Source organism: Pseudomonas sp. 2835 (genome assembly GCF_050435905.1).
Classification (GTDB): Bacteria; Pseudomonadota; Gammaproteobacteria; order Pseudomonadales; family Pseudomonadaceae; genus Aquipseudomonas.
Window position 1 is genome coordinate 120387 of the sequence record NZ_JBNDLE010000006.1, and the last position, 23589, is coordinate 143975.

The window sequence follows — 23589 nt, forward strand, 5'->3', positions numbered from 1 at the left end:
ACGAACAATATGTGTGCCAGATAGGTGGCGAAGGGGCTGAGAGCGCATCCCGAAAATGCAATTAAACTATTGATTTTTATAGATTTAATTTTTCATCTGAACACTTGAAAAGCGAATAAACCTGATCAAACGGTCAATCGCCTACAGCGTTACGGTGAGAAAACCAGTAACGCTAAGGCTAGTTTTTGTATCCATAAATTTGCTACTCAAGTACACACTTGTGTATTCAAGAACTATCGCGGGTCAAGCCCGCTCCCACAGCTCGATGGGTTTTCTGTAGGAGCGGGCTTGACCCGCGATGAGGTCATCAGTGGTGCACAGCAGCCCTCATTTACGGCATGCTTATAAGGTCAAGGCATATCGGAGCTGGTAATGACGGAAAAACACCCCGCATCGACGGTAGAGCGCGTCTACCAAGGGGTTCACGAGGCCATCAGAAAACGCACCCTGCGCCCCGGCATGAAGCTGGGCGAGTCGTCGTTGGCCGAGCTGTTCAAAGTCAGCCGCACCTCGGTGCGCGCGGCGCTCAAGCAACTGGAAGCCGACGGCCTGGTGTCCACCGAACTGAACAAGGGCGCCTGGGTCTCGCTGCCCAGCGACGATGACATCCGCTCGGTGTTCGAAACCCGCCGGCTGGTCGAAATCGGCATCGTCACCGAACTGTGCCGCCGCGCCGATCCGGCCATCCTCGCGCCACTGCACCAGCACGTGGCCGCCGAAGAAGAAGCCGCCGACGCCGGCGACCATGGCCGTTACGTCCACCTGCTGGGTGAGTTTCACCTGCGCCTGGCCGAGGTGCTCGACAACCCGGTACTGCTCGACTGGTTCCGCAAGCTGATCGAGCGCGGCTCGCTGTACGCCTCGACCCTGGATGACGAGCGCCACGAAGCCTGTCGCGGCAACGAGCACCTGCGCCTGCTGGGCTTTATCGAAGCCGGTGACCAGGCCGCCGCGATCGAGCTGGTCTGCACTCACCTGCGCGGTATCGAAGAGGCGATTCTCAAGGCCACGCAAACGCTCAAGGCCGACTATCACCCGCTCAAGCACCTGCTGGGCTGAGCCCGCCTCAAGCCCGGGGTTCGCATTCAGAAAACCACTGCAACCGATTCCAATATTTAATTTGTGGATAGGCGCGGTCTTTCTATAGGGTGTGAATCAGTAGCAGGCAAAGGGCTGGAAAATGATCGATCGAGTATTCGTCAACGCTGTTGCTGCCGATGGCAGCCCGCTCAACCTCGCGGTTGCCGACGGGCGCATTGTCAGCCTGGGCAGCGAGCGTCCGCCCTGCGCAGGTGCCGAGGTCGTCGACCTGGCTGGCCACCTGGTGCTGCCCGGCTTGATCGACGGTCATATCCACCTGGACAAGAGTTTTGTCGGCGACCGCTGGCACCCGCATCAAACGGCTGGCAGCCTGCGTGAACGCCTGGCCATCGAAAAACGCGAACTGGCCGCGGCCCCACCGATGCTCGAACGTGCCGAGGCGCTGATTCGCCAGGCAGTAGCATTCGGCACCGTGGCCATGCGCAGTCATGTCGACGTCGACGCCACCACCGGCCTGCGCAACCTGCAGGCAGTGCTGGAGGCGCGGGAGAAATGGCGTGGCATGGTCGATATCGAACTGGTGGCCTTCCCGCAAGCCGGTGTGATGTCCTGCCCCGGCACCGCCGAAGTACTGGAGGCGGCGATCCGTGAAGGCGCCGACGTGATCGGCGGCATCGACCCCACCACCCTCGACGGCGACGCCGACGGTCAGCTCGATGTGGTCTTCGGTATTGCCGAGCGCCATGCTGTAAAGATCGACATCCACCTGCACGAACCCGGCCTGCAAGGCATCGAACAACTGCAACGGATCGCCGCCCGCACCCGTGCCGCCGGCCTCGATGGCCGCGTCGCGGTCAGCCATGCCTATGCCCTGGGCCAGGTCGACGACGACGTCGTGGCGCGTACCGCCACCACCCTCGCCGAGGCCGGGGTGGCAATCATGACCAACGCCCCGGGCGACCATGGCTTCCCGCCGATCCTGCGCCTGCGTGCCGCCGGGGTGAACGTGTTCGCCGGCAACGACAACATTCGCGATGCCTGGTGGCCCTACGGCAACGCCGACATGCTCCAGCGCGCCATGCTGATTGGCTACCGCTCGGGCTTCTACAGCGATGAAGATTTAAACGTGGCACTGGCCATGGCCACTACGGCCGGTGCGGCAGTGCTGGGCAAAAGCGACTACGGTCTGAAGGTCGGCAACGAAGCCACCTTTATCGTGCTCAAGGCCGACAACGGCGCCGCTGCGGTCGCCGCCGCACCGGCCGAGCGCCGCCTGGTGCGTCGCGGCCAGCTGCTGCCGGCAGCGCCGACGCTACAGTTCGAGGTCCGCGCCCGCTAACAAACAGGTTTCTGCCGGCTTGCGCCGCAGAGAAAGACAATCGCCCACGGGCGATGCAACACAAAACCCCAGAACAACAACGACAGAAGGTGTTCCATGTCGAAGTCCAATTACTACGCTCCCCACGGCGGCCATCCGGCGCAGACCGAACTGCTGACCGACCGTGCCATGTTCACCGAGGCCTATGCGGTCATCCCCAAAGGCGTGATGCGTGACATCGTCACCAGCCACCTGCCGTTCTGGGACAAGATGCGCATGTGGGTCATCGCCCGCCCGCTGACCGGTTTCTCCGAGACCTTCTCGCAGTACATCGTCGAAGTGGCGCCAGAAGGCGGCAGCGAGCGTCCTGAGCTGGACAAGAACGCCGAAGCGGTGCTGTTCGTGGTCGAAGGCGAAATCGACATCACCCTGCAGGGCAAGCCGTACACCCTGAAAGAAGGCGGCTACGCCTTTATTCCACCGGCCGCCGAGTGGAGCCTGCGCAACAACAGTGGCAAGAACGTCACCTTCCACTGGATCCGCAAGCACTACCAGGTGGTTGAAGGCCTGGCCCTGCCGGAAGCGTTCGTCACCAACGAAAAAGACATCGCGCCGATCCCGATGCCGGGCACCGATGGCGCCTGGGTCACCACCCGCTTCGTCGACATGGCCGACATGCGTCACGACATGCACGTCAACATCGTCACCTTCCAGCCGGGCGGCGTGATTCCGTTCGCGGAAACCCACGTCATGGAGCACGGCCTGTACGTGCTGGAAGGTAAAGCCGTTTACCGCCTGAACCAGGACTGGGTCGAAGTCGAGGCCGGTGACTTCATGTGGCTGCGCGCCTTCTGCCCGCAGGCTTGCTACTCCGGCGGCCCGGGCCCGTTCCGCTACCTGCTGTACAAGGATGTAAACCGTCACATGAACCTGGTGCTCAACCCGCAGCGCTAAGTTTCACGGTTGCATTGAAAATCCCGCAGGCCTCTCGGCCTGCGGGATTTTTTGTTTCAGGGCCCACCTCAATCAGCTGGCCGGCTTCCACGCGCCCTGCTCTGCCGCCTCGCGGAACCTGGCCCGGTTGGCCGGGGTGTCGGCCGGTTCCGACTCGCCGAAAATAGCCTTGAGCCAATGGCCGTCGGTGGGGTTGGGGAAGATGATGTACTGGCCGCCAAACTTGCTTCGGCTGGCGTCCACCAGTTGCGCCCGCTGCTCGACCTTGTCGACATAGAAGCTGCGCTCGAAGTCGTTGAGGTTGTCACCGAGCATCAGCAGCACGTTGTACTGCTCGGCGATCTTGTGCTGGGCCGGCTCCTTGTTCGAGCTTTCGCGCAGGATGGTCACGTGGGCTTCGTCGGCATACGGCACCTTGAGCGCACGCAGGTTGTTGAGCGCGTACTCGTAGGTCTTGTCGCCCTGGTCACGGCTGGAAACGTAGAAGATCTCCACGCCGCGCGACTTGGCATACTCAAGAAACTCCAGCGCCCCCGGGGTCAGGGTCGGGCCATTGGCGGCGACCCAGCGGTCCCACACCGCGTCATCGAAGAACTCCTTGTCCTGGCCGATCAGAAAGCCCCAGTAGGTGTTGCTGCTAAGTATGGTGTCGTCGATATCGCTGATGATCGCAGGCTTCTTGTCGCCGGGTTTCTGGTTGGCCAGGGCCTGGTCCAGGCGCGCCTTGGCGACGTTGAAACCCTGGTAGTACAGGGCGCGGAATTCCGCTGCGGTCTGGCGCCAGGCCACCGCATCAACCAGCAAGTTGGAGCGTACGGCGGCTTCGGGGGTGGTGGCGGCTTGCGCGTGAACCAGAGGGGTGGCCAGCAACAGCAAGGCCAGAGAGATCGCGTTCTTGAGCTGAGGCATTCGGGGCGTTCCTTGTGATCTCCCGCTCTTGGGCGGCGGGAGTCGGCTACTCATACCGCACGCAAGCAGGCGCCACAATCGCCGCGACGCGCAGGCGCAACAATGTGGCGCACCCGCGCATCTTAGCCGCCCCAGGAGCGCTGCCGCGGCTCAGACCTCTGGGCTGAACAGCACCCGTTTGAAAGCTTCGGCGGCCAGGTGCACCTGCACCGACCAGTCATCTGCGGCGTCGCTGCCAGCGTCATCGGAAATGTACTTAAGGCACAGGAAGGGAATGTCCTCGTTACGGGCGATCAGCGCCAGCACGTAGGCCTCCATGTCGACGATGTCGTACGGGGCAGCGCCGTGGCTGATTTCGAAGCTGTCACCGCTGCCGCAAATGCCCACCGGCAGGCCAGCAACGCGCTGGCCATGTTCGAGCAGCACCGGGATGTCAGAGAGTGGCGTCTCGTAGCGGGCGAATCCCAGCGGCGTGACGTCCATGTCGCGCTGCACGAAGCCTGTGCAGCACACCAGCGTGCCCTTGCCATGGCCCGCGCTGCCGGCCGAGCCAAGGTTGACGATCAGTCTGGGCTTGCGCTGCTGGATGGCCTTGGTCAGGGCAATGGCGGCATTGACCTTGCCGATGCCGGTGAACAGCGTGTTCATCTCGGCAAACAGCTCGCCGGCTTCCGCCTCCAGAGCAAAGACGAACAGGGTGTCGGCCAGGGAAATATCGGGAAATTGCTGGGTCAGCATCATTGAGCGAGGGTTCCAAATGGGCTGCAGATCGGCCATCAGCATAGCCGAACCCACCGCCGAAGGCAGCGAGATGCTGACAATGCAATACAGCCTCGGCTAGCATGCCGCTGAAAACCGGCGCTGGCCGGTTGGCCAGACGGCCATGAGCGGAGAGCGATACCCTTGCTGCTGAGCATCCCGACCCTGTTGCTGGTGGCCATTTTCATCTTTGCCCTGATGGGCCTGCTGACCCTGCACGCCTGGAGCCGCGGCGTGCGCGAGCGGACCCTGGGCTACCTGGGCAGCATGCTCATGCTCGCCGCCTGCGGCGTGACCCTGATCAGCCTGCGCGGCCTGACCCCCGACTACATCGCCCTGGTGCTGGGCAACATCATTCTGCTGCTCAGCGCGGCGCTGAACTGGACTGCCATGCGCGTGTTCATCGGCCGCCCGCCACACCTGCCGGGGATCCTCGCCGGTGCGCTGTTCTGGTCACTGTGGGGGCTAACGCCGGGCTTCTATACCGACCTCAGCCTGCGGGTGACGGTGTATTCGCTGCTGGCCGCCTGCTACGGCGGCCTGTCGATTTTTGAACTGTGGCGCAGCCGCCGCCAACTTGAAGTCTCCTACCTGCCGGCGCTGCTGCTGATGCTGGTGCACACCGGGTTCTACTGCGTGCGTACGGTTGCCGACCACGGCGTATCGCTGGAACAGGCAATCGCCAGCGACGGCCACGGCACCGGGTTTTTCTCGTTCATGCTGTTCGAATCGATGCTCTACGCCATCGGCATCGCCTACGTGACCCTGGCCATGGTCCGCGAGCGCACCGAACTCAAGTTCAAGGCCGCCGCCTACACCGACCCGCTGACCGGTGTCGGTAACCGCCGCGCCTTCATGGCCCGCGGCGAAAAACTGCTGGCCGACTGCGCCCGCCGAGACGAACCGGTGGCCTTGCTGCTGTGCGACCTTGATCACTTCAAGCGCCTCAACGATACCCACGGCCACCAGACCGGCGACCAGGCGCTGATCGCCTTCGCCCAGGTCGCCGGCAACAGCGTGCGCCTGGAGGATGTCTTCGCCCGTATCGGCGGCGAAGAATTCGCCTGCCTGCTGGCCAATACCGACGCGCAAACGGCCCAGCAGGTGGCGCAGCGCATCTGTGAAAGCTTCTACGCGCTACCGCTGCTGGAGCCTGGGTTCCTCAGCGTCAGCATCGGCATCGTCGGCGCCAGCGGCCGTGACGAGCATGACCTTTCGCGCTTGCTGTCCAAGGCCGACAACGCCCTGTATGCCGCCAAGCACCAGGGCCGTAATCGCGTGCACCTGTACCAGCCGGCCAGGTGGCTGCCAAGCGAGCAGCCTGCAGATGCGCTGTAGCGCTGCGCCAGGTACAGCAGAGCGCCGCGGCTGTTACTCGCTCGCCAGGGTACGCGCCAGCTCCGCGGCCAGCTCCTTGACCATGGCGTCGGCGGTCGGCCGATGAATGATCGCCACCTCCATGGCATCGATCGACGGCAGGCCGAGTTCCGAAGTCAGCTTCAAATGCTCGGCAGTGACCGCCCGCAGCGGCAGCAGGCTGATGCCCATGCCGTTGGCCACCGCCGCCTGCAGGCCGCTGAGGCTGGAGCTGGTGAAACTGATGCGCCAGCGGCGGCCCATGCGCTCGATGGCGCCGATCATGTCGTCGCGGTACAGCCCGCGCGGCGGAAAGGTCACCAGCGGCACCGGGTCCTGGTCGAAGGCCGGGTTGCTGGCGCTGTCAATCCATTGCAGCTTCTCGGGCCAGCAGGCCACCGCCTCACGGCTGTTGCGCCGCTGCTTGAGCAAAATCAGGTCGAGCTCGCCGTTGTCGTAGCTGGCGCTGAGGTCGCGGCACAGGCCGCTGGTGACCTCCAGCTTGACCTGCGGATGCTTGCGGTTGAAGGTCGAAAGCAGATGGGTGGTGCGCCCGGCGGCAAAGTCCTCCGGCACGCCCAGGCGCACGGTCACCGCCACCGTGGCGCCCGACATCGCCTCGAGCATTTCATCGTTATAGGCAAGCATCTGCCGGGCATAACCGAGCAGTGTCTGCCCGGCGTCAGTGGGCAGCACGTCGCGGTTGCCGCGCTCGAGCAGCTTGTGCCCGACCATCTCCTCCAGGCGCCTGACCTTCTGGCTGACCGTCGACTGGGTCGAATGCAGGCGCGCCGCCGCCGTGGTAAAGCTGCCGCAGTCGCTGACCATCACCACCGCGCGCAACAGGTCAAGATCAAACAGCGGCCTATTCGATTTTTCACTGACAGACATGCTTTTATTTAACTTCTAAATAATGAGCACGACTTTTAACATGGCTAGAGCCCGCGAGCAATCGCCCACCAGGAGGTACTGCCATGCTCCTTGAACGCCTGTCCACCCACCTTGCAATGGTGTTTGCCATGCTCACATCGCTGACCGCCAGTGCCGACGGCGGCACCCTCGAAAGCCAACTGCGCAGCGCCGCCGAAAACGGCCAGGCCGCCCAGGTACGCAGCCTGCTCGACCAGGGCGCCGCGCTTGAAGCCCGCGATAAAATGGGCCGCACGCCACTGCTGCTGGCCACCCACAACAACCAGGTCGACGCCGCCAAGGTACTGATCGACGCCGGCGCCGACGTCAACGCCAAGGACTCGATCGAAGACAGCCCCTACCTGTACGCCGGCGCCCGTGGCCACAACGACATCCTCAAACTGACCCTGGCCCACGGCGCCGACCTGAACAGCACCAACCGCTACGGCGGCACCGCGCTGATACCGGCAGCCGAACGCGGCCACGTCGAAACAGTACGCCTGCTGATCGCCGCAGGAGTCGCGGTTGACCACGTCAACAAACTGCACTGGACCGCCCTGCTCGAAGCCATCATCCTCGGCGACGGCGGCCAGCGGCACGTCGAGATCGTGCGTGAACTGATCAAGGCCGGGGCGGATGTGAACCTTGCTGATGGTAAGGGGGTGACACCGCTGCAGCATGCGCGGCAGCGGGGTTACAAAGAAATGCAGGTGCTGCTGGAACAGGCCGGCGCCCGCGCTTAACTGCTCTCCAGCAAGCGATCGAGCAACCACAACCCCGCCGGCCCCGGCGGGGTCAGCTTCGACCAGGCCACATCCACTGCAATCGGCCGGGGCCAGCCACGCAGCTTGAGCTCGGTGAGCTGGCCATGGCCGTACTGGCGGACCAGGCCGTGGGGCAACTCGGCCCAGCCAAAGCCCTCCTCGGTCATCTCCAGCAGCATCAGATAATCCGGCGCCGACCACACTCGCCCCTGGGGTTTGTTGACACTGTCGGTGTAGGTATTCAAATACAACTGCCGATGCCCGGCCAGGTGCGCCTGGGTCGGCTGCGCAAGCTGCGCCAGCGGGTGGCTGCTGGCGACAAAAATGCCCATCTGCGCCTGCGCCGCCAGCCGCGTCGCGGCCACATCCGCCGGGTAGCCCGGTTGCGCCGCGAGCATGCCCAGGTGTGCGCGGCCGCTCTGCAGCAGGTTCAGCACGTCCCCCGCCTCGGCGATCATGCATTCCAGCTCGATGTCCTGGTAGCGCTGCTCGAACAACTGCATCACCCGGTTATCCGGGTTGAGCTGATGCATGTCGGAAAACACGATTGTCAGCCGCGGCTCGACCTTGTCCGCCAGGCGAATGCTCAACTGGTCGAGGCGCTCGCTGGCGGCGAGGATCTCCTGCACATGGCCGAGCACCTTGCGCCCGGCTTCGGTGAGCACCGGTTGCCGGGCCTGGCGGTCGAACAGGGTAACGCCCAGGTCGGCTTCCAGGTTGGCGATGGCGGCGCTGACGGTGGACTGGCTTTTGCGCAGCTTGCGGGCCGCGGCGGAGAAGGAGCCGAGGGCGGCGGCTTCGACGAAAGCTTGCAGGGCTTCTGGGGAGTAGCGCATTGGAGGTATCGGTTTTTTCGATGCTGGTAGCCGTAGTGTAGCGGCAAAAGCGATCTCAATGCCGGGCAGCCGCCGCTAACTGAGGGTAAACAGGTCTCCTTCCACACTGCGGTCACCGTGTTTACGACGCTGCGCGGCGGCGTCGTAGACGATCAGCAAAAGCTCACTCCCCTCTTCCGCCGACTTGAACAAACACATGCCCTCGGCATGATCGTCGCCGTTGCCGAACGGTACCTCCAGCACCCTCTGCAATTGATCGGCAAACACCACTTGCTCTTCATCGGTCGCGAAGCTGCCGCGCCAGCGGAACACCGTGACCGGGCCGTCCAGGTCCATGGACGGCCCCGCCAGAATCAGCAGATCGTCGCCACTGCTGCACAGGTCGCGCACCCCCAGGCCGTCGAGCGCGAAGAAGTGCTTGCGGTAGCCGCGCCCCTGCGGGCCGATCTTCTTCAGCACCAGGGTGTCGGTGGAGTCGCCATCGGCTTCGGGCTCGATCTCCAGCAGCACGCTCCAACCGCGCAGCACCGGCCCCCGCAGCCCCAACAGCAGGCGCGAGCCGATGACCGCCAGGCCTTCGATGTCGAAACCGTTGTCTTTGCCCGGAATGCGCAGAAAGTCGCGTAGCTGATCGTCCCTGGCAATTTCCGCGGTCAGGTCGTTGCCGAGCGCATTGCCATGCAACTGCGCCGCCGTACGTCCATCGCCATCCACCTTGTCGGCGAGCACATAACTGTCGTTCTGCTGCACCACCGGGAGGCGCGCCAACAGAAAGCGATTGCCATCCGCCTCAACGGTCGACAGGCGCTTGATGTTCTTATGCGCAGACTTGTCGGCCTCCGCCTTCTTGCGCTTGAGGCTATGGGAGCCGACGACCCAGAGATAACCCGCGTCAGCGGCATAGGCCAGGCCCTCGATATCGATCTCGGCATCTGCATCGGGTATGGGCAGGGTCAGGTACTTCATCAGCGGGAAGGAGTGGTGCTCGTCGCACGTCACCGCCTCACCGGGTACTGCGGGCTGGATGGTCAGCCGCTCGAGGCTGGTGGTTTCGTCGTTGGCCAGCCACAGCGTGTTGCCGATCTGCAGGGTAACTGAAAGGCCATCGCGCAATGAGGCAGATGCTGGATTAAAGCGCAGCATCAGGGTGTTGGCTGGCTTGGTCATGGGGGATTGCCTGGGTTGATGCGAAGGTGTGTGAAGGCTAGTGGCTGTTGGGTAGGAATCAAGGTTGTTGGCAGGGGGGCTGACTCTGCGGCACTTCTTTTGGTTGTGGCGGCTGGGCGTGGGGCGCCGTCATGCGTGCAGGGTTTCTTGATCGCTGGCCTGGGAACCGGCGGATAGCCGCTGCCCTCTTGGGTAGAGTGGCCGAGAAGTTACGTATTGTGGAGGGCTGTATTCGACCCAAAGCAGACGCTCACGGAACTAGTTCAATGAGCGCTATGGTTCCAGCCAGTCGGAATGAAGCTGCGGAAAACGCTCTTGCATCCACTCAATAAAAACTTGAACCTGTGGCGCCAGATGCGTCCGGCTTGGGTACAGCAATGACACAGGACGAGGGGCTGGCCGATAGGGCTTTAGAATTTCCACCAAACCGCGACTGTCCAAATGCTCGGCCACAGTGATTCCTGGTGCCTGGATTATTCCGAAGCCCGACACGCCGCACTGAACGTACGCATTCGACTCGGTGACGGTGATGCCGGCGTTACTCACAAACGCTTGATCCTGACCCTTTACCGAGAAATGCCAAGGCAATGTCCTATTGCTCTGACCGGACAAGAAGTTAACGCCACGATGGGAGGGCAGATCGTCGAGTGTTTCGGGTTCTCCATACTCGTGCAGATACTCGGGCGCTGCACACGTCACCATGGTCGCCATCGCGATAGGGCGAGCGATCAAAGTCGAATCCGGTAGATCGCCGATACGCAACGCACAGTCGATGCCTTCACCGATCAGATCAACTGCCCGGTCAGTCACGCCCAGTACCATGTTGATACCAGGGTAGGAGGCGGTGAATTCTTTAAGACTTTTGATGAATTCCATTTGCGCGAAAGCGGTCGGGATATCGACGCGAAGTCGGCCTACGAGCGTTGCTCCGGATCGGTCAAACATCGAGGTCGCAGCAGAAATACCCGCCAGAATTTCCTGGACCCGCTCATAGAACCGCTCGCCCTCGGCGGTCAGTGCCACCTTTCTCGTGGTGCGCTGGAACAGGCGCACGCCCAATGACGTCTCCAGCTCTTGAATATACCGGGTGACCTGAGGTCGCCCGATGTCCAGCGATTCGGCGGCTTTGGTAAAGCTACCGAGTTCGGCAAGCCTGGCGAACAGTCGCATCGATTGAAGCAATTCCATGACGCTTTCCTATGAGCCCCGTCTGAATCACGAAGTTGAACATGATTGTTCTCCAAGGATAGAACAATCATGTCTTTCTCCACGCATTTATTGCGCACCACCAATATCGAAAAATGCACCCAAGGCAGAACCGCCTCTGGTTCGAAGCCACTGACGTGTATTTGGAGATTCTCAATGAAAGCCTGGTTATTGAAAGATTTCGGACTCGACAACTTGCAATTGGGAGAGGTAGCGACCCCGCAACCTAAGGCTGGCGAGTTGCTGGTCAAGGTCGGTGCTGTCTCGCTCAACTTTCGCGACAAGGCTATCGTCGACGGCATTTACGAGCCGCACAGGGTGCCCAAACCACTGATCCCAGTGAGCGATGCCGCCGGAACGGTGGTAGCGGTCGGTGACAACGTCACACGTTTCAAAGTCGGTGATCGCGTCAACTCGCATCTTTATTCGCGCTGGCTGGATGGCGAACCAGGACCGAACGAACCCGATTACTGCTTCGGTTCGCCGTTGCCCGGCGGTTTGGCCGAATACATGATCATCCATGAAGACAGCGCCGTCGGTGCACCCGAAAACATGAGCGACGAAGAGGCGGCAACACTTCCTATTGCTGCGCTCACGGCTTGGTATTCGCTGGTGGACTTTGGACAAATCCAGCCGGGCCAGACCGTCTTGGTTCAGGGCACTGGAGGTGTGTCCATATTTGCCGTGCAGATCGCAAATGCGCTTGGCGCGAAGGTAATTGCGACGTCGAGTAGCGACCAGAATTTGCAAACCGTGAAGGGGCTGGGGGCCGTGGCGGGTATCAACTACAGAACGACTCCGAACTGGGCGGACGAAGTGCTGAAGCTGACCAAAGGCAAGGGTGTGGATCTGCTACTCGATGTGGCCGGCGGCAGTGGTATCAACCAATCGGTCGCAGCGACCAAAGCGTCGGGGCGTATTGCGCAGATCGGCTTTCTGACAGGGCAAACTGTTGAACTCAATCTGATGCCACTCATTTTCCGCCAGACGACCATTCGCGGCATCGCTGTGGCACCACGCTCATCATTCGACCGGATGAACGCTTTCCTCAACGAACACAAGATTCGTCCCGTGATTGACCAAGTATATTCGTTCGAAAAAGCACGAGAAGCTTACGAGCATCTCGCGAGGGGAGCATTTGGAAAGGTTGTGATCAAAATCGCTTAATAACCTTAAGGCGCCAATTTGGCGCCTTCTTTTCGTCTGGCGCAGCCGATTCATCATTCATAGATCTTGCCGCAGTATAAGAAAACATCCTGCTCAAAAGCGCCTACCAGACCAACGCCCACGCGTGTGGATTGGTCGATGCCGAGGTGCGCGGGTTGCTTTGGGCCACCGAGCAGTCGCTAGAGATGAGCATCGCGCTGGTCGAGGCGTTGCTGGATGAGGTTGAAGCACGTTCGGCAACCGCAGCGTTGTTGCGCCGCTCGCTGCACGCAGGGCAATCGGCGGTGGAGTGATCGCCAGCGATGGTCCTGGGCCGCCGATGCGGTCCGCTTTGCCTAGCAGAACTCGCTCAAAGCGCCGCATAAACAAGCGATGACAGCCGGCCAGCGCGGGGGTCAATCATCGCATGGCTGCCCGAGGTCGTGGTGACAAAACCAAAGCTCACTTGCCTTTCGGGGTCGGCGAAACTGATCGGGCCGCCAAGGCCGATATGGCCAAAGGTGTCCGGGCCCATGGCGTGGGACGCCGTCGGGTCGACTTGCTGTTCCAGCATGCAACCTAATCCATAACGCATTGGCCGCATCCATACCCGGTCCATGCCATGGCTGTGCTCGCGGGTGAACTCGCTGAGCAGTTCGGGCCCGATGAAGTTGCCCGCCAGCAATGCACTGTAGAAACCGGCCAGGCCATGAGCCGTGCCATGCCCGCACACAGCCGGTTGCCGATAGGCCCACCAGCGCGGGTCGCTGGTGCGTCTAGGCACCATGCCGGGGTTGGTGAAGGCGTATGTGGCGATATGCGCTGGCTCGCTTTTCAGCACGGCGCGCAGCGCTTGCGAGTAAGGATCACCGACTCGCCCGGTGGCACTGTCGAAACGCGCGATTCGATGAAAGTGTTTTTCGTCCACGCCAAGGTGAACGTCCAGATCATGGGGGTCGAGAATCTTTTCGTGGATGAAGGCGCAGGGTTCTCGTCCGTCCACCCGACGAATCAGCTCACCGAGAATCCAGCCAAAGGTGGTGGTGCCATACCCCAGGTCTGTTCCCGGCTCCCACCACAGCGGTTCGGCTTCCAGCACCCGCAGCATATGCTCCCAGTCATACATCATGGCGTTATGGTCGGGGCCTCGCAGCGCCGGCAGGCCGGCGGTGTGGCTCATCACCTGGCGCAAGGTGACCTTGGCTTTGCCGTTGCGGGCGAACTCGGGCCAGTAACGGGCCACCGGCGCATCCAGCTCCAGCTTGCCCTCCTCGACCAACATCAGTACGGCCACCGCGACGTAGGGTTTTACCACGCAAAACGTGTTGGCCAGCGTATCGCGGGTCCACGGCCTGGTGCCCTCTTGATCGGCCATGCCGGCCCACAGGTCGACAACCCTCTCTGCGCCTACCTGCACGCAGAGCCCGGCGCCACGCTCCTGCGGGTCGTCAAACATCTGCTCGAAGGCCTGCTTGACCGCTTCGAACGGCTTCGCACACATCCCTTGCGCTTTCATATATAAGGCTCCTTGTAGTTACAGTGCTGCCCTTGTTACTTGCCGAACTTGACCGTTAGCACACCTGCCAGGCGACAGTAAAAATCCCGCCGCCTGGCAGGGCGCAATTCACCCCCGCGAGCGAGTTTGAGCATGATCCATGGAATAACGGTTCGCCCGTTTGTAGGTGCCGAAGTCATTGAACCTGACACCGGCTTCTGCCATGACCTTGTGCGCATAAGGTGCGGTCATCTGACGAAGGTAGAACGGGTCTCTTACAACGAAGTGGTGAATACTGTGAGTGCTGCCGAAGTTGAAACAGAACAGCTGAAACGGCCACAACCACCAGGCGTTCATTACCTGGGTTTGTTGCAATGCATTGCGCGGGGCAACATCACCGTAATAGTGCATATTGGAACTGATAAAAAACAGGCAGAACTGGCGGATCATGTTCGGCGCGACAAGAATGACCACTGCGCTATTGACTACCTCCATTACCGCCAATGTCGCAGCACTATTGTGAAGCTCTACCCCCATGACTGCCCCAAGGCCGGCATACAGATGGTAGCCGAGGAATACATACCAGCACCCCCAATACAAAAGCCCGAACGGTGTATTAAGCCGAATAATCTTGCCTAACAATCTTACCTTTTGCCGCCAGCCCGGCGCAAAAACCGCGTTCAGAAAACCAAATACAAACCCGTCCATCAGTTTCAACAACCGCAGTATCCCCCAGGGGTTGCCACTGGTGGTGATCCATGCTTCGACATCCGTATCAGTTCCAGACTCCTTATGGTGATGAAAATGCAGAGTGCGCCTTAACCAGGGGCTGGGCATACCCGGCCGGGCCAGCCAGCAGAAAAACATCATGGCGTTATGGGCCAGCGGCTGTTTTCTGAAATAAAGGCGATGAATCAAGTCATGTTCGATTTCATGAATGAACGATGTCAGCAGCGCGTTGATTAAAATGCACACCCATGCGGAGATGTAACCCGTCAGGTAGAGCCCGCCGGTGACGACCATCCCCACCAGCGAAAACACCATGACACTGGCCCCCAGCGCATCCTGGTGCTGCAAGATCGGGTAGCGCTTGCGCAGGTAATTTCCGTGTTCGGTAATGCGCCGGGTGACAGTAGCGATCTTTTCCTGATCGCTATTCGGGTGATCCGTTTCGATCGTTTTTTCCATGACATTCATCACTGCATCCTCTGCGTGCGTCGGATAATTACCAGCCTCATCAAGCGGGTTAAATCAATGGCTTGAGTGTTCAAACAGCGGGCATTCAAATTCACTGCATGAATGCATGCGCATCATTCAATAAAGACGAAATCGCCTGTTTGCCGAAGAATTTGTTAGACTCATTTCAAGCTTCAAAATGATAAGACAAGCCCACGTCTTTGCAACTGTGTATTTTGGGTGGACCCAGTGTTACAGCCCTGTGTAAGGATTTAATTATTTAGTGACAGTTTGTACACGTCTGCAACGACGGTGTACAAGTATTGCCAAGGAGGCACCATGAGATTGCATCGCATCAAATATTTCCGGCTCTCTCTTCCAGCACCCGAGGGCAGCGTAGAGAAAACAACCCGCCATGATGTATTTGACGCCGTGTTTTTCGATGAAACTACAGACGATGCCGCCAATCGCGCAGGCCTTGAAAGGCTAATTCGCTACTTACAGTGCGGGGATACTGTGGTAGTCGACAGCATGGCATCGCTCAGTTCCAGTACCGAGCAGCTGTGCACCCTCATTCGCCGGTTGATTGCAAAGCAGGTAACCCTGGAGTTCTTGAGCGAAAACCTTATTTTGCGCCATGACTGTTTGGACGTTGTGGAGCCGATTATTACGGTCATGGAAGCGCTGGCAGAGTTTGAGCGCGCAGCAGCCAGAGAAAAACAGGCCGCCGGTATTGCGGCGGCAAAAAACCGAGGGTTATACAGAGGTCGCAAGAAGAAACTGTCTGACAATCAGGTTGTAAGTTTAATTGACCGCGCCAGCGCTGGCGAAAGTAAATCTAAATTGGCGCGCGATTTTGAAATCAGTCGACAGACGCTGTATCGGTACTTGCGATCTACATAGGGAGAGCTGTTCAGGCACCCGCCGCGCCTCCCCCACTCCTTTGACCCAAATCAAGCCGCCAGCCCGGGTTCGCGAGACGATGGCGGCAAGCAAGGAACGGATCGATCCTCGATCCCTGCGCACGGCATTGCATAAGGAGCCCCCAATGAGCCCGCTGAACCACGTACTGGTAGCCACCGACCTGTCCTCTTCTGCGCGCAATGCGGCAGAGCGCGCTGCGCTATTGAGCAAGGCCCAGCATGCAGCGCTGGATCTGCTCTATGTCGCCAATCCTGCGCCGTACGAGCGTTTGAAGCAGGTGCTGGTGCCGGATGAAGACTTGTTGAATCGGGTGCTGGAAACCGCCGGAGAAAACGTTCACGCCCTGGCTACGATGCTGTTCGAGCGCTATGAGATCAGCGCGGGCGTGCAGGTGGCACCCGGTTCGGTGGTAGCGGAAATCACCCGTGTGGTGCAAGACAAACGCAGCAACTTGCTGGTGTGTGGAGCGAAGGGCCAGAGCCTTGCCCGGCGCCTGCTGGGTTCGACCGTGCAACGCATGCTCAACCGTATGCTCTGCCCAATGCTGGTGGTCAAGCAGGCACCGCGCGATGCTTACCGCAGCGTGCTGGTGCCGGTGGATTTTTCGCCTTCATCGCTGCGCGCCATCGAGATGGCCAAAGCAGTGGCCCCGCAGGCCGAGATCATCCTCCTGCATGTGTACGAAGCGCCCTTCGAAAGCAGCATGCGCTTCGCCCACATCGACCAGGACACCCTCACCCACTACCGCAATGTCATCAAGAAAGATGCCGTGCAACAGCTCGCGGCCTTGAGTGAAGCGGCCGGGGTGAGCGACGCACGGCAAGTCGTGGTGCACGGCGACCCGGCCTGGCGTATTGTCGAGAAAGAGCAGGAGCTTGACTGCGACCTGATCGTGATCGGCAAACAGGGGGACAGCGCGGTGGAAGAGTTGTTGATCGGTAGCGTGACCAAGCATGTGCTGAACGAATCGCAGTGTGATGTGTTGGTGTCGTTGTAGGTTGCAGGCTGGTATACACCGACCCTGTGGGAGTCGGTCGTGATCCAGCCACATCTGATGTGCTGACTGTACTGGCCTCATCGCCGGCAAGGCCGGCCACACAATATGGACTGCATGCACCGGACCTGTAGGAGCTGGCCTTGCCGGCGATCGAGCGCGAAGCGGTCGCAATTCAGCCACTCCTGATGTGCTGACTGCACCGGCCTCATCGCCGGCAAAGCCGGCTCCCACAATGGATCGGCGTCCACGGAGCCCGGTGGGAGCTGGCCTTGCCGGCGATCGAGCGCGAAGCGGTCGTGATCCAGCCACATCTGATGTGCTGACTGCACCGGCCTCATCGCCGGCAACGCCGGCTCACACAACGGATCGGCGTACACGGAGCCCGGTGGGAGCTGGCCTTGCCGGCGATCGAGCGCGAAGCGGTCGTGATCCAGGCGCCACCTGATGTGCTGGCTGTACTGGCCTCATCGCGGGTCGCCACCCTCTTCCTGCTCATGCCTTCGATAACCCGTCAGCGACACGCCGGTTTTGCGCTTGAAGTAGCGGCACAGGTAAGACGCGTCAGCAAAGTTGAGCCTGTCTGCGATTTGCCCGATCGCAAGGTCGCTGTATGAAAGCAGCGCCTTGATCTCCAGGGTCACTTGCCGGTCGATCAGGCCTTTGGGGCTGTCGTTGAAAAACGCCCTGGTGAGCTGTGACAGGTAGAACGGCGTGATGCTGAGCGCGTCGGCATAGAACTTCACGTCGCGGTGGCGCTGGCAGTGTTTGCCGATCAGTTCCCAGAAACGCCAACTGAGCATCTCTTTGCGGCTAAATTCCCTGCGGCCTTTTTCCAGGCTGGGCAGTTGTTCGGCAATCTTCAAAAAGAAGGTCTGCAACTGGTTGCGCAGCATGATGTGCCGGTAGCCGGCACAGCTGTGGGCAATATCACGCATGTGCATCAGCCATCCATCCAGCAGCGGCCGTTCTGCCCTGGCCGGTATGCAGTGGGGATGGTCATGCAGAAACACGAACAAGGGGTTGGGCAGCGGGTAGGCAACCTCCGCGGCAAAGCCTTTGGGCATCAGGCAGTAAAACACCCTGAAGCCGCGTGAACGACGCTTGAGCAAGGCAATGCTGTCTTCGGCCAGCACCAGCACATCGCCGCGCCGGACCGCATGCTCGTTGAAGTTGAGGGTGAAGCAGGCACGTCCTGACAGGCACACCAGCAGCGTGATGTAGGCATGCCCGAACGCCAGCGGCAGCCCAACCCCTTCGGCAAGGGTGGTGTCGCCCAGGCGCAGCGGCTCGTCAGGCGCATAAAGTTTGGGAATGTGCTGCATAGTGGCCCACGGCAACCCGGTACAAGAGGCTTGAGCCTATCACGCCAGGCCATGGAGTTTCGAAAAGTACCGAAAGTGCCGAGGTACTGCTGTTTGCCGATCAGCCGCTTGCCACTACCGTGTCTCACCTGAATCAAGCCACCCCGAGAACAGCACATGAGACTGGAAACACCACGGCTGCTGCTGCGCCCCTGGCACGCCGACGATGCCGCCGACTTGTACGAATACGCCAGCGACGAGCGCGTTGGCCCCATCGCCGGCTGGCCCCCGCACACCAGTGTCGAGCACAGTGCCCAGATCATTCGCAGCGTGTTCAGTTACCCCGAGGTGTACGCGCTGCAACTCAAGGACAACCAGCGGGCGGTGGGTTGCGTCGGCATTCTCATCGGCGCCAACAGCAACTTCGAGATCAGTGAGCAGGAAGGCGAAATCGCCTACTGGATCGGGGTACCGTACTGGGGCCAGGGCCTGGTTCCGGAGGCCGTGCGCGAAGTGATGCGCCATGGCTTCGAAACCCTCAAGCTCAAGGCGTTGTGGTGCGGCTACTTTGCCAACAACAGCCAGTCGTTTGCCGCCCAGTCCAAATGTGGCTTTCGCCATCACCACACCGAAGAGAACAAGTACAACCCGTTCCTGCAGGACTATCGGACCGAACACATCAGTTGCATCACTTACCCGCAGTGGCTGGAACAGAACCAACCGGCAGGCCGCTGAAAACGGCAGCGCTTCCCTGCGGCCTCTGTCTCTCTTACAATCGCGACAAATTCCTATTCGCATTGGTTGTCGTTGAGAGAGCGGGATGTCCACACCAGGCTGTGATGCAGAGCGCCATGAACACCTGCAGACGCTTTACCAGGATTACAACGGCTGGCTGCGTGGCTGGTTGCGCAAGCGTCTGAACAACTCGGCCGATGCAGCGGACCTGGCCCAGGACACCTTCGTGCGCGTGCTGGTGGCGCGTACCTCGGGGACCTTGCACGAGCCTCGACGCTACCTGGCGACCATCGCCCGTGGCCTGGTAATTGACCTCTACCGGCGCCGCAGCCTCGAACAAGCCTACCTTGAAGCCCTGGCGCTGCGCCCCGAGGTGCACGCGCCATCGGCCGAGGCGCGGGCGTTGATCTTCGACAGCCTGATGGCCATCGACCGCATGCTCGACGGGCTCGGTGCGCGCACCCGGCAGGTCTTCCTTGCCGTGCAACTGGACGGGCTCACTTACGAGAAAACCGCCGAACGGCTCGGGGTCTCGGTGACTACGGTGCGCAAGCATCTGGCCAGTGCGCTGATGCACTGCCTGCTGCTGGATGAGGCATGAACAGCATTCTTGCCCAGGCGGTGGACTGGTATGTGCGCCTGCACGAAAGCACCGTCAGCGAAGCGACCCGCAGCCAATGGCAGGCCTGGCTGGCCGCCGACCCGCAACACGCCGCGGCCTGGAAGCGTATCGAACAACTGCAGCAACGCCTGACCCAGGCGCCGAGCGCCCTCGCCTCCAGCACCCTCGAACGGGCCCGCCAAGGGCGACGGGCGACGCTGAAAACCTTTGCCCTGTTGCTCGGTGCCGGGGTGCTCGGCTGGCAGGGTTACCAGGCTTCGCCCTGGCGCGCGGACTACGCCACGCGGGTGGGACAACGACGTAGCCTGAGCCTCGCCGATGGCAGCCGACTGGTACTCGACACCGATACCCGGGTCGATGTGCGCTTCGATCAGCAACAACGGCTGATCATCCTGCGCCAGGGCGAAATCCTCGTCGAAACCGCCAAGGACGCCCGGCCCCTGAGCGTACAGAGTAGCGAAGGCCAAATTCTCGCCCTGGGCACGCGCATTACCGTGCGCCAAGGCGATGGCGTCACCCGGGTGAGCGTCGAGGCCCACGCCGTCGAGGTGCGTCCACGCCTGGCAACCGCGCAAGCCGTGCGCGTTGATGCCGGACACACATTGAGCTTCGCCGCCGACCGTGTTGGCCCCGTGCAGCGCGCGCCGGCACAGGCCTCGGCCTGGACCCGCGGCCTGCTGGTGGCGATCGACTGGCGGCTACAAGACCTGCTCGCCGAGCTCTCGCGCTATCGCCATGGCTACCTGGGCTGCGCCGCCGATGTGGCCGACCTGCGCCTTTCCGGCACCTTTTTGCTGGATGACAGCGAGGCGGTACTGGCCAACCTTGAGGCCTCCCTGCCCGTGCAACTGCGACGGGTAACGCGCTACTGGGTGCGGGTGGAAAGCCGCACGGCCTGAGGGTGAAAAATATTTTCAACTTTTGGGTAACAGATTTTCATTCCTGTTTCGGCTCTTCCTGCACGTGCGCATCAGACGCAGCCCCTGCCAACCCGAACAGGAACCTTTGCATGTCCTTCCAACCGTCTTTTCTCGGCCGCAGCATCCACCGCGCGGCGCTTGCCCTGGGCTTGTCCGGCTCGCTGCTGGCGCTGACGCCGGTCTGGGCCAAAGCGCAGGCCTACGACATCCCCGCCGGCAGCCTGTCGGTTGCGCTGAGCCAGTTCGCCGCAGCCAACGGTGTGATGATTACCTTCAGTTCCGAAGACACCGCCGGGCTGTCATCGCCGGGTTTGCAGGGCGATTTTGAACTGGACCAGGGCTTTGCCAGGCTGCTGCAAGGCAGTGGCTTGCGCGTGGTGCAGGCTGGCGACAAGCGCTATGTGCTGGCTAAGGCTGACAACAGCGCCGCCGTGGAACTCGGCGCCACCAGCATCAACGCCGCCGGCCTGGGCGCCACCACTGAAGGCAGCGGCTCGTACACCACCGGCATCACCAGTACCGCCACCAAACTGCCGCTGTCGCTGCGCGAAACACCGCAGTCGATCAGCGTGGTCACCCGTCAGCGCATGGACGATCAGGGCCTCAACGATCTCACCGAAGTGCTCAAGCAGACCCCAGGCCTTTCGGTGCAGAGCCTGGGCAGCGAACGCTTCAACATCTACGCGCGTGGCTACAGTGTCGACAATTACCAGTTCGACGGCATTCCCACCACGCTCGACATCGTCAGCCAGGTCTCGGCACAAAGCCTTGCCGACATGGCGATCTACGACCGCGTCGAAGTGCTGCGTGGCGCCACCGGCCTGATGACCGGTGCCGGCGACCCTTCGGCGACCATCAACATGGTGCGCAAGCGCCCCACCGCCGACTTCAAGGGCCACTTCACGGCAGGCCTGGGCTCCTGGGACAAGTACCGCACCGAACTCGACCTGTCCGGCCCGCTGACCCCGACCGGCAACCTGCGCGGGCGCATGGTCGCGGCCTATCAGCAGAACAACAGCTACGTTGACCACTATTCCCAGGAAAAGCAGATTTTCTACGGCATCCTTGAAGCGGACCTGAGCGACAGCACCCTGCTCACAGTCGGCGCCGACTACCAGAAGAACAACCCGCAAGGTTCGTCCTCAGTGGCCTTCCCGCTGTTCTACAGCAACGGCCAGCAAACCGATTTTTCGCGCTCGACCAACAGCGCCGCACGCTGGAGCAGCAACCCCCAGGATGTCCTCAACACCTTCGCCAGCCTCGAACACAAGCTGGGCTACGACTGGAGCCTGAAGGTGGCCGTCAACCAGATGTACATCAACCGCGATGACTACAAGCTGGCCACCGCCAGCTGGGGCTTTCCCGACATCAACACCGGCGCCGGGGTGCGCCTGTACGGTGGCGCCGGCAGCACCTGGCAGAAACAGACCGGGCTGGACGTTCAGGCCCAGGGGCCATTCCAGTTGTTCGGCCGCCAGCATGAGCTGATCGTCGGCTACAACTTCTCCCGCTACGAAAACCGCCACTCGCCCCTGCGCGGCACCGCCATCGAAGGCACCTCGGTCAATTTCTACGACTGGGACAACTACACCAAACAGCCGAACACCAGCAACGGCAAGCTGTATGACGGCGACACCACCATCTACCAGAGCGGCAGCTACATCGCCACGCGCCTGCGCCCGACCGACGCGCTGTCGATCATCCTCGGCGCCCGCGCCAGCGATTACAAATACAACTACGACATGGAATACGTGCTGACCCCCAACAGCAACCGCAACACCCAGTACCGCGAGAGCGGCGTGGTCACGCCCTACGCCGGCGTGGTCTACGACCTCAACGACATTCATTCGGTATATGCCAGCTACACCAGCATCTACAAGCCCCAGAGCGTGCGCGACGCCAGCGGGGCGACCCTCGAGCCGCGCGAGGGCGACAACTATGAAATCGGCCTGAAGAGCGAGTTCTTCGGCGGCCGCCTGAACACCAGCATCGCGGCGTATGAAATCAAGCAGGACAACCTCGCGGTGATCGACCCCGGCCAGGTCATCCCCGGCACCACCTCGGCGGCCTACAAGGCCGTCAGCGGCGCCACCACCCGCGGCTTCGAGATCGAAGCCAACGGCGAGCTGCTACCAGACTGGAACCTCGCCGCCAGCTACAACCACAGCCTCACCGAAGACGCCGACGACCAGCGCATCAATACCGAAGCGCCGGCCAACATGCTCAAGCTGTGGACCACCTACCGCCTGCCTGGCGACTTCAACCGCCTGACCGTCGGTGGCGGTGCCAACTGGCAGAGTGGCACCCACATCACCGTGACCCCAAGCACCGCAATGGGCACCGTCAAGGCCAGGCAGGAGCAGTTCACCGTGGTCAACCTGATGGCCCGCTACCAACTGACCGATCAGCTAGCCGCCACCCTCAACGTCAACAACCTGTTCGACAAGAAGTACATCAGCGCCCTGGACACCACCTTCTTCAGTGGCTACTACGGTGAACCGCGCAATGTGATGCTCTCTACCAAGTACAGCTTCTGAAATCGAGGCGCCTACAACGCCATCCGGTACTCGATAACCCCAGGCTTTTCGGCAATCCAGTCATAAAGCCGTTGGGCAGTGTGATTGGACTCCTGGGTGTGCCAGTACAGCCGGTCGCAGTGCTGCTCCCGCGCTTGCCCTTGCACGTACTCGATCAGCTGCTTGCCGAGCATCTGGCCGCGTACGCTTGGGCAGACGTACAGGTCTTCGAGGTAGCAAAAGTCATTGCGGCCCCAGGTCGAGCGGTGGAAGACGAAATGGACGAAGCCGTGGACCTGCTCGCCGTCGGCGGCCACCGCGCAATGCACAGGTTCGCGGCTGTCGAAGAAGCGCGCCCAGGTGGTCTGGGTGGTCGGCATGCCGATGTCGACCTTGTAGAACGCCTGATACTGGGCCCAGTGCGCGCACCATTGCTTGAAGTCGTTTTGCGCGACGGGGCGAATCGATACAACGGGATGTGCTGCGGTCATGGCCAATCCTTAGTGACGGTAGAAACTGCAGCGATTTATAGCGCGAC

At 61.3% G+C, this 23589-nt stretch carries 23 protein-coding genes; 13 read left to right on the top strand and 10 right to left on the bottom strand.

Annotated elements, in window-relative coordinates; genetic code table 11:
* Nucleotides 1–372: 372 nt before the first annotated feature.
* The 3 genes from ABIE20_RS10735 to ABIE20_RS10745 all read left to right on the top strand — a co-directional run bounded on the left by ABIE20_RS10735 (nucleotide 373) and on the right by ABIE20_RS10745 (nucleotide 3313).
* The gene (locus tag ABIE20_RS10735) at nucleotides 373–1059 is read left to right on the top strand and encodes a GntR family transcriptional regulator (RefSeq protein WP_429505042.1); all 687 of its coding nucleotides are present in this window, start codon (nucleotides 373–375) and stop codon (nucleotides 1057–1059) included.
* Nucleotides 1060–1180: 121 nt separating this feature from the next.
* Nucleotides 1181–2380, top strand: coding sequence for an amidohydrolase family protein (locus ABIE20_RS10740; RefSeq protein ID WP_429505044.1), 1200 nt, complete (start codon nucleotides 1181–1183; stop codon nucleotides 2378–2380).
* Between the two features lie 96 nt (nucleotides 2381–2476).
* Nucleotides 2477–3313, top strand: coding sequence for a bifunctional allantoicase/(S)-ureidoglycine aminohydrolase (locus ABIE20_RS10745; RefSeq protein ID WP_045201227.1), 837 nt, complete (start codon nucleotides 2477–2479; stop codon nucleotides 3311–3313).
* Between the two features lie 72 nt (nucleotides 3314–3385).
* On the opposite strand, the gene ABIE20_RS10750 is transcribed toward ABIE20_RS10745, so the two are convergent.
* Complete coding sequence (locus ABIE20_RS10750) at nucleotides 3386–4222, bottom strand: 5'-nucleotidase, lipoprotein e(P4) family (protein WP_429505046.1); 837 nt, start codon at nucleotides 4220–4222, stop codon at nucleotides 3386–3388.
* Between the two features lie 150 nt (nucleotides 4223–4372).
* Nucleotides 4373–4963: a nucleosidase gene (locus ABIE20_RS10755; RefSeq protein WP_429505048.1), complete on the bottom strand. Its 591-nt coding sequence runs from the start codon at nucleotides 4961–4963 to the stop codon at nucleotides 4373–4375.
* A 162-nt stretch (nucleotides 4964–5125) separates the two neighbouring features.
* On the opposite strand from ABIE20_RS10755, the gene ABIE20_RS10760 reads away from it, so the two are divergent.
* Complete coding sequence (locus ABIE20_RS10760) at nucleotides 5126–6319, top strand: diguanylate cyclase domain-containing protein (RefSeq protein WP_429505050.1); 1194 nt, start codon at nucleotides 5126–5128, stop codon at nucleotides 6317–6319.
* A 33-nt stretch (nucleotides 6320–6352) separates the two neighbouring features.
* On the opposite strand, the gene ABIE20_RS10765 is transcribed toward ABIE20_RS10760, so the two are convergent.
* The gene (locus tag ABIE20_RS10765) at nucleotides 6353–7228 is read right to left on the bottom strand and encodes a LysR substrate-binding domain-containing protein (protein ID WP_429505052.1); all 876 of its coding nucleotides are present in this window, start codon (nucleotides 7226–7228) and stop codon (nucleotides 6353–6355) included.
* Between the two features lie 83 nt (nucleotides 7229–7311).
* Here ABIE20_RS10765 and ABIE20_RS10770 point away from each other — a divergent pair, with 83 nt between their 5' ends.
* Nucleotides 7312–7989 carry an ankyrin repeat domain-containing protein gene (locus ABIE20_RS10770; RefSeq protein WP_429505054.1) on the top strand — a complete coding sequence of 226 codons (678 nt, stop codon included), beginning with the start codon at nucleotides 7312–7314 and terminating at the stop codon, nucleotides 7987–7989.
* Here ABIE20_RS10770 and ABIE20_RS10775 read toward each other — a convergent pair.
* The 3 genes from ABIE20_RS10775 to ABIE20_RS10785 form a co-directional block, all read right to left on the bottom strand.
* A complete protein-coding gene (locus ABIE20_RS10775) occupies nucleotides 7986–8846 on the bottom strand; it encodes a LysR family transcriptional regulator (RefSeq protein ID WP_429505055.1) in 861 nt (286 codons plus the stop codon). The two genes, ABIE20_RS10770 and ABIE20_RS10775, sit on opposite strands and share 4 nt — an antisense overlap.
* A 75-nt stretch (nucleotides 8847–8921) precedes the next feature.
* On the bottom strand, nucleotides 8922–10013 hold the full coding sequence (locus ABIE20_RS10780) for a DUF3616 domain-containing protein (protein ID WP_429505057.1): 1092 nt from the start codon (nucleotides 10011–10013) through the stop codon (nucleotides 8922–8924).
* A 273-nt stretch (nucleotides 10014–10286) separates the two neighbouring features.
* Nucleotides 10287–11201, bottom strand: a complete 915-nt coding sequence (locus ABIE20_RS10785) for a LysR family transcriptional regulator (protein WP_429505059.1) — start codon at nucleotides 11199–11201, stop codon at nucleotides 10287–10289.
* A gap of 174 nt (nucleotides 11202–11375) precedes the next feature.
* On the opposite strand from ABIE20_RS10785, the gene ABIE20_RS10790 reads away from it, so the two are divergent.
* Together ABIE20_RS10790 and ABIE20_RS10795 are read left to right on the top strand one after the other, a co-directional pair.
* Nucleotides 11376–12386, top strand: coding sequence for a zinc-dependent alcohol dehydrogenase family protein (locus ABIE20_RS10790; RefSeq protein WP_429505262.1), 1011 nt, complete (start codon nucleotides 11376–11378; stop codon nucleotides 12384–12386).
* 155 nt (nucleotides 12387–12541) lie between these two features.
* Nucleotides 12542–12679 (top strand): hypothetical protein, encoded by a 138-nt coding sequence (locus ABIE20_RS10795; protein ID WP_429505061.1) that lies wholly within the window; start codon nucleotides 12542–12544, stop codon nucleotides 12677–12679.
* A 56-nt stretch (nucleotides 12680–12735) separates the two neighbouring features.
* Here ABIE20_RS10795 and ABIE20_RS10800 read toward each other — a convergent pair whose 3' ends face one another.
* Both ABIE20_RS10800 and ABIE20_RS10805 read right to left on the bottom strand, forming a co-directional pair.
* On the bottom strand, nucleotides 12736–13881 hold the full coding sequence (locus tag ABIE20_RS10800) for a serine hydrolase domain-containing protein (protein WP_429505063.1): 1146 nt from the start codon (nucleotides 13879–13881) through the stop codon (nucleotides 12736–12738).
* Between the two features lie 108 nt (nucleotides 13882–13989).
* A complete protein-coding gene (locus tag ABIE20_RS10805; RefSeq protein WP_429505065.1) occupies nucleotides 13990–15057 on the bottom strand; it encodes a fatty acid desaturase in 1068 nt (355 codons plus the stop codon).
* Between the two features lie 318 nt (nucleotides 15058–15375).
* Between ABIE20_RS10805 and ABIE20_RS10810 the strand changes: the two genes are divergently transcribed.
* Nucleotides 15376–15939: a recombinase family protein gene (locus tag ABIE20_RS10810; protein WP_429505067.1), complete on the top strand. Its 564-nt coding sequence runs from the start codon at nucleotides 15376–15378 to the stop codon at nucleotides 15937–15939.
* Nucleotides 15940–16084: 145 nt separating this feature from the next.
* A complete protein-coding gene (locus tag ABIE20_RS10815; RefSeq protein ID WP_429505069.1) occupies nucleotides 16085–16957 on the top strand; it encodes a universal stress protein in 873 nt (290 codons plus the stop codon).
* A gap of 464 nt (nucleotides 16958–17421) precedes the next feature.
* On the opposite strand, the gene ABIE20_RS10820 is transcribed toward ABIE20_RS10815, so the two are convergent.
* Nucleotides 17422–18279: a helix-turn-helix domain-containing protein gene (locus tag ABIE20_RS10820; RefSeq protein WP_429505071.1), complete on the bottom strand. Its 858-nt coding sequence runs from the start codon at nucleotides 18277–18279 to the stop codon at nucleotides 17422–17424.
* Nucleotides 18280–18435: 156 nt separating this feature from the next.
* Between ABIE20_RS10820 and ABIE20_RS10825 the strand changes: the two genes are divergently transcribed.
* From ABIE20_RS10825 to ABIE20_RS10840, 4 genes are all read left to right on the top strand, one after another.
* Nucleotides 18436–18993, top strand: a complete 558-nt coding sequence (locus tag ABIE20_RS10825; protein ID WP_429505073.1) for a GNAT family N-acetyltransferase — start codon at nucleotides 18436–18438, stop codon at nucleotides 18991–18993.
* Nucleotides 18994–19078: 85 nt separating this feature from the next.
* Entirely contained in the window at nucleotides 19079–19594 is a 516-nt protein-coding gene (locus tag ABIE20_RS10830; protein WP_429505075.1) for a sigma-70 family RNA polymerase sigma factor, read from the top strand.
* The gene (locus ABIE20_RS10835) at nucleotides 19591–20514 is read left to right on the top strand and encodes a FecR domain-containing protein (protein WP_429505077.1); all 924 of its coding nucleotides are present in this window, start codon (nucleotides 19591–19593) and stop codon (nucleotides 20512–20514) included. The genes ABIE20_RS10830 and ABIE20_RS10835 overlap by 4 nt, the downstream gene beginning before the upstream one ends.
* A 110-nt stretch (nucleotides 20515–20624) precedes the next feature.
* A complete protein-coding gene (locus ABIE20_RS10840; protein ID WP_429505079.1) occupies nucleotides 20625–23072 on the top strand; it encodes a TonB-dependent siderophore receptor in 2448 nt (815 codons plus the stop codon).
* 11 nt (nucleotides 23073–23083) lie between these two features.
* Here the strand turns inward: ABIE20_RS10840 and ABIE20_RS10845 are convergent, their stop codons facing one another.
* Nucleotides 23084–23542: an N-acetyltransferase family protein gene (locus ABIE20_RS10845; RefSeq protein ID WP_429505081.1), complete on the bottom strand. Its 459-nt coding sequence runs from the start codon at nucleotides 23540–23542 to the stop codon at nucleotides 23084–23086.
* Between the last annotated feature and the right edge of the window lie 47 nt (nucleotides 23543–23589).

Coding starts and splice junctions, on each gene's coding strand:
- ABIE20_RS10785 (WP_429505059.1), bottom strand. CDS start 11,201: ATGGAATTGCTTCAATCGATGCGACTGTTCGCCAGGCTTGCCGAACTC.
- ABIE20_RS10810 (WP_429505067.1), top strand. CDS start 15,376: ATGAGATTGCATCGCATCAAATATTTCCGGCTCTCTCTTCCAGCACCC.
- ABIE20_RS10780 (WP_429505057.1), bottom strand. CDS start 10,013: ATGACCAAGCCAGCCAACACCCTGATGCTGCGCTTTAATCCAGCATCT.
- ABIE20_RS10735 (WP_429505042.1), top strand. CDS start 373: ATGACGGAAAAACACCCCGCATCGACGGTAGAGCGCGTCTACCAAGGG.
- ABIE20_RS10825 (WP_429505073.1), top strand. CDS start 18,436: ATGAGACTGGAAACACCACGGCTGCTGCTGCGCCCCTGGCACGCCGAC.
- ABIE20_RS10835 (WP_429505077.1), top strand. CDS start 19,591: ATGAACAGCATTCTTGCCCAGGCGGTGGACTGGTATGTGCGCCTGCAC.
- ABIE20_RS10745 (WP_045201227.1), top strand. CDS start 2,477: ATGTCGAAGTCCAATTACTACGCTCCCCACGGCGGCCATCCGGCGCAG.
- ABIE20_RS10740 (WP_429505044.1), top strand. CDS start 1,181: ATGATCGATCGAGTATTCGTCAACGCTGTTGCTGCCGATGGCAGCCCG.
- ABIE20_RS10830 (WP_429505075.1), top strand. CDS start 19,079: ATGTCCACACCAGGCTGTGATGCAGAGCGCCATGAACACCTGCAGACG.
- ABIE20_RS10820 (WP_429505071.1), bottom strand. CDS start 18,279: ATGCAGCACATTCCCAAACTTTATGCGCCTGACGAGCCGCTGCGCCTG.
- ABIE20_RS10770 (WP_429505054.1), top strand. CDS start 7,312: ATGCTCCTTGAACGCCTGTCCACCCACCTTGCAATGGTGTTTGCCATG.
- ABIE20_RS10775 (WP_429505055.1), bottom strand. CDS start 8,846: ATGCGCTACTCCCCAGAAGCCCTGCAAGCTTTCGTCGAAGCCGCCGCC.
- ABIE20_RS10845 (WP_429505081.1), bottom strand. CDS start 23,542: ATGACCGCAGCACATCCCGTTGTATCGATTCGCCCCGTCGCGCAAAAC.
- ABIE20_RS10840 (WP_429505079.1), top strand. CDS start 20,625: ATGTCCTTCCAACCGTCTTTTCTCGGCCGCAGCATCCACCGCGCGGCG.
- ABIE20_RS10755 (WP_429505048.1), bottom strand. CDS start 4,963: ATGATGCTGACCCAGCAATTTCCCGATATTTCCCTGGCCGACACCCTG.
- ABIE20_RS10800 (WP_429505063.1), bottom strand. CDS start 13,881: ATGAAAGCGCAAGGGATGTGTGCGAAGCCGTTCGAAGCGGTCAAGCAG.
- ABIE20_RS10765 (WP_429505052.1), bottom strand. CDS start 7,228: ATGTCTGTCAGTGAAAAATCGAATAGGCCGCTGTTTGATCTTGACCTG.
- ABIE20_RS10815 (WP_429505069.1), top strand. CDS start 16,085: ATGAGCCCGCTGAACCACGTACTGGTAGCCACCGACCTGTCCTCTTCT.
- ABIE20_RS10805 (WP_429505065.1), bottom strand. CDS start 15,057: ATGAATGTCATGGAAAAAACGATCGAAACGGATCACCCGAATAGCGAT.
- ABIE20_RS10790 (WP_429505262.1), top strand. CDS start 11,376: ATGAAAGCCTGGTTATTGAAAGATTTCGGACTCGACAACTTGCAATTG.
- ABIE20_RS10750 (WP_429505046.1), bottom strand. CDS start 4,222: ATGCCTCAGCTCAAGAACGCGATCTCTCTGGCCTTGCTGTTGCTGGCC.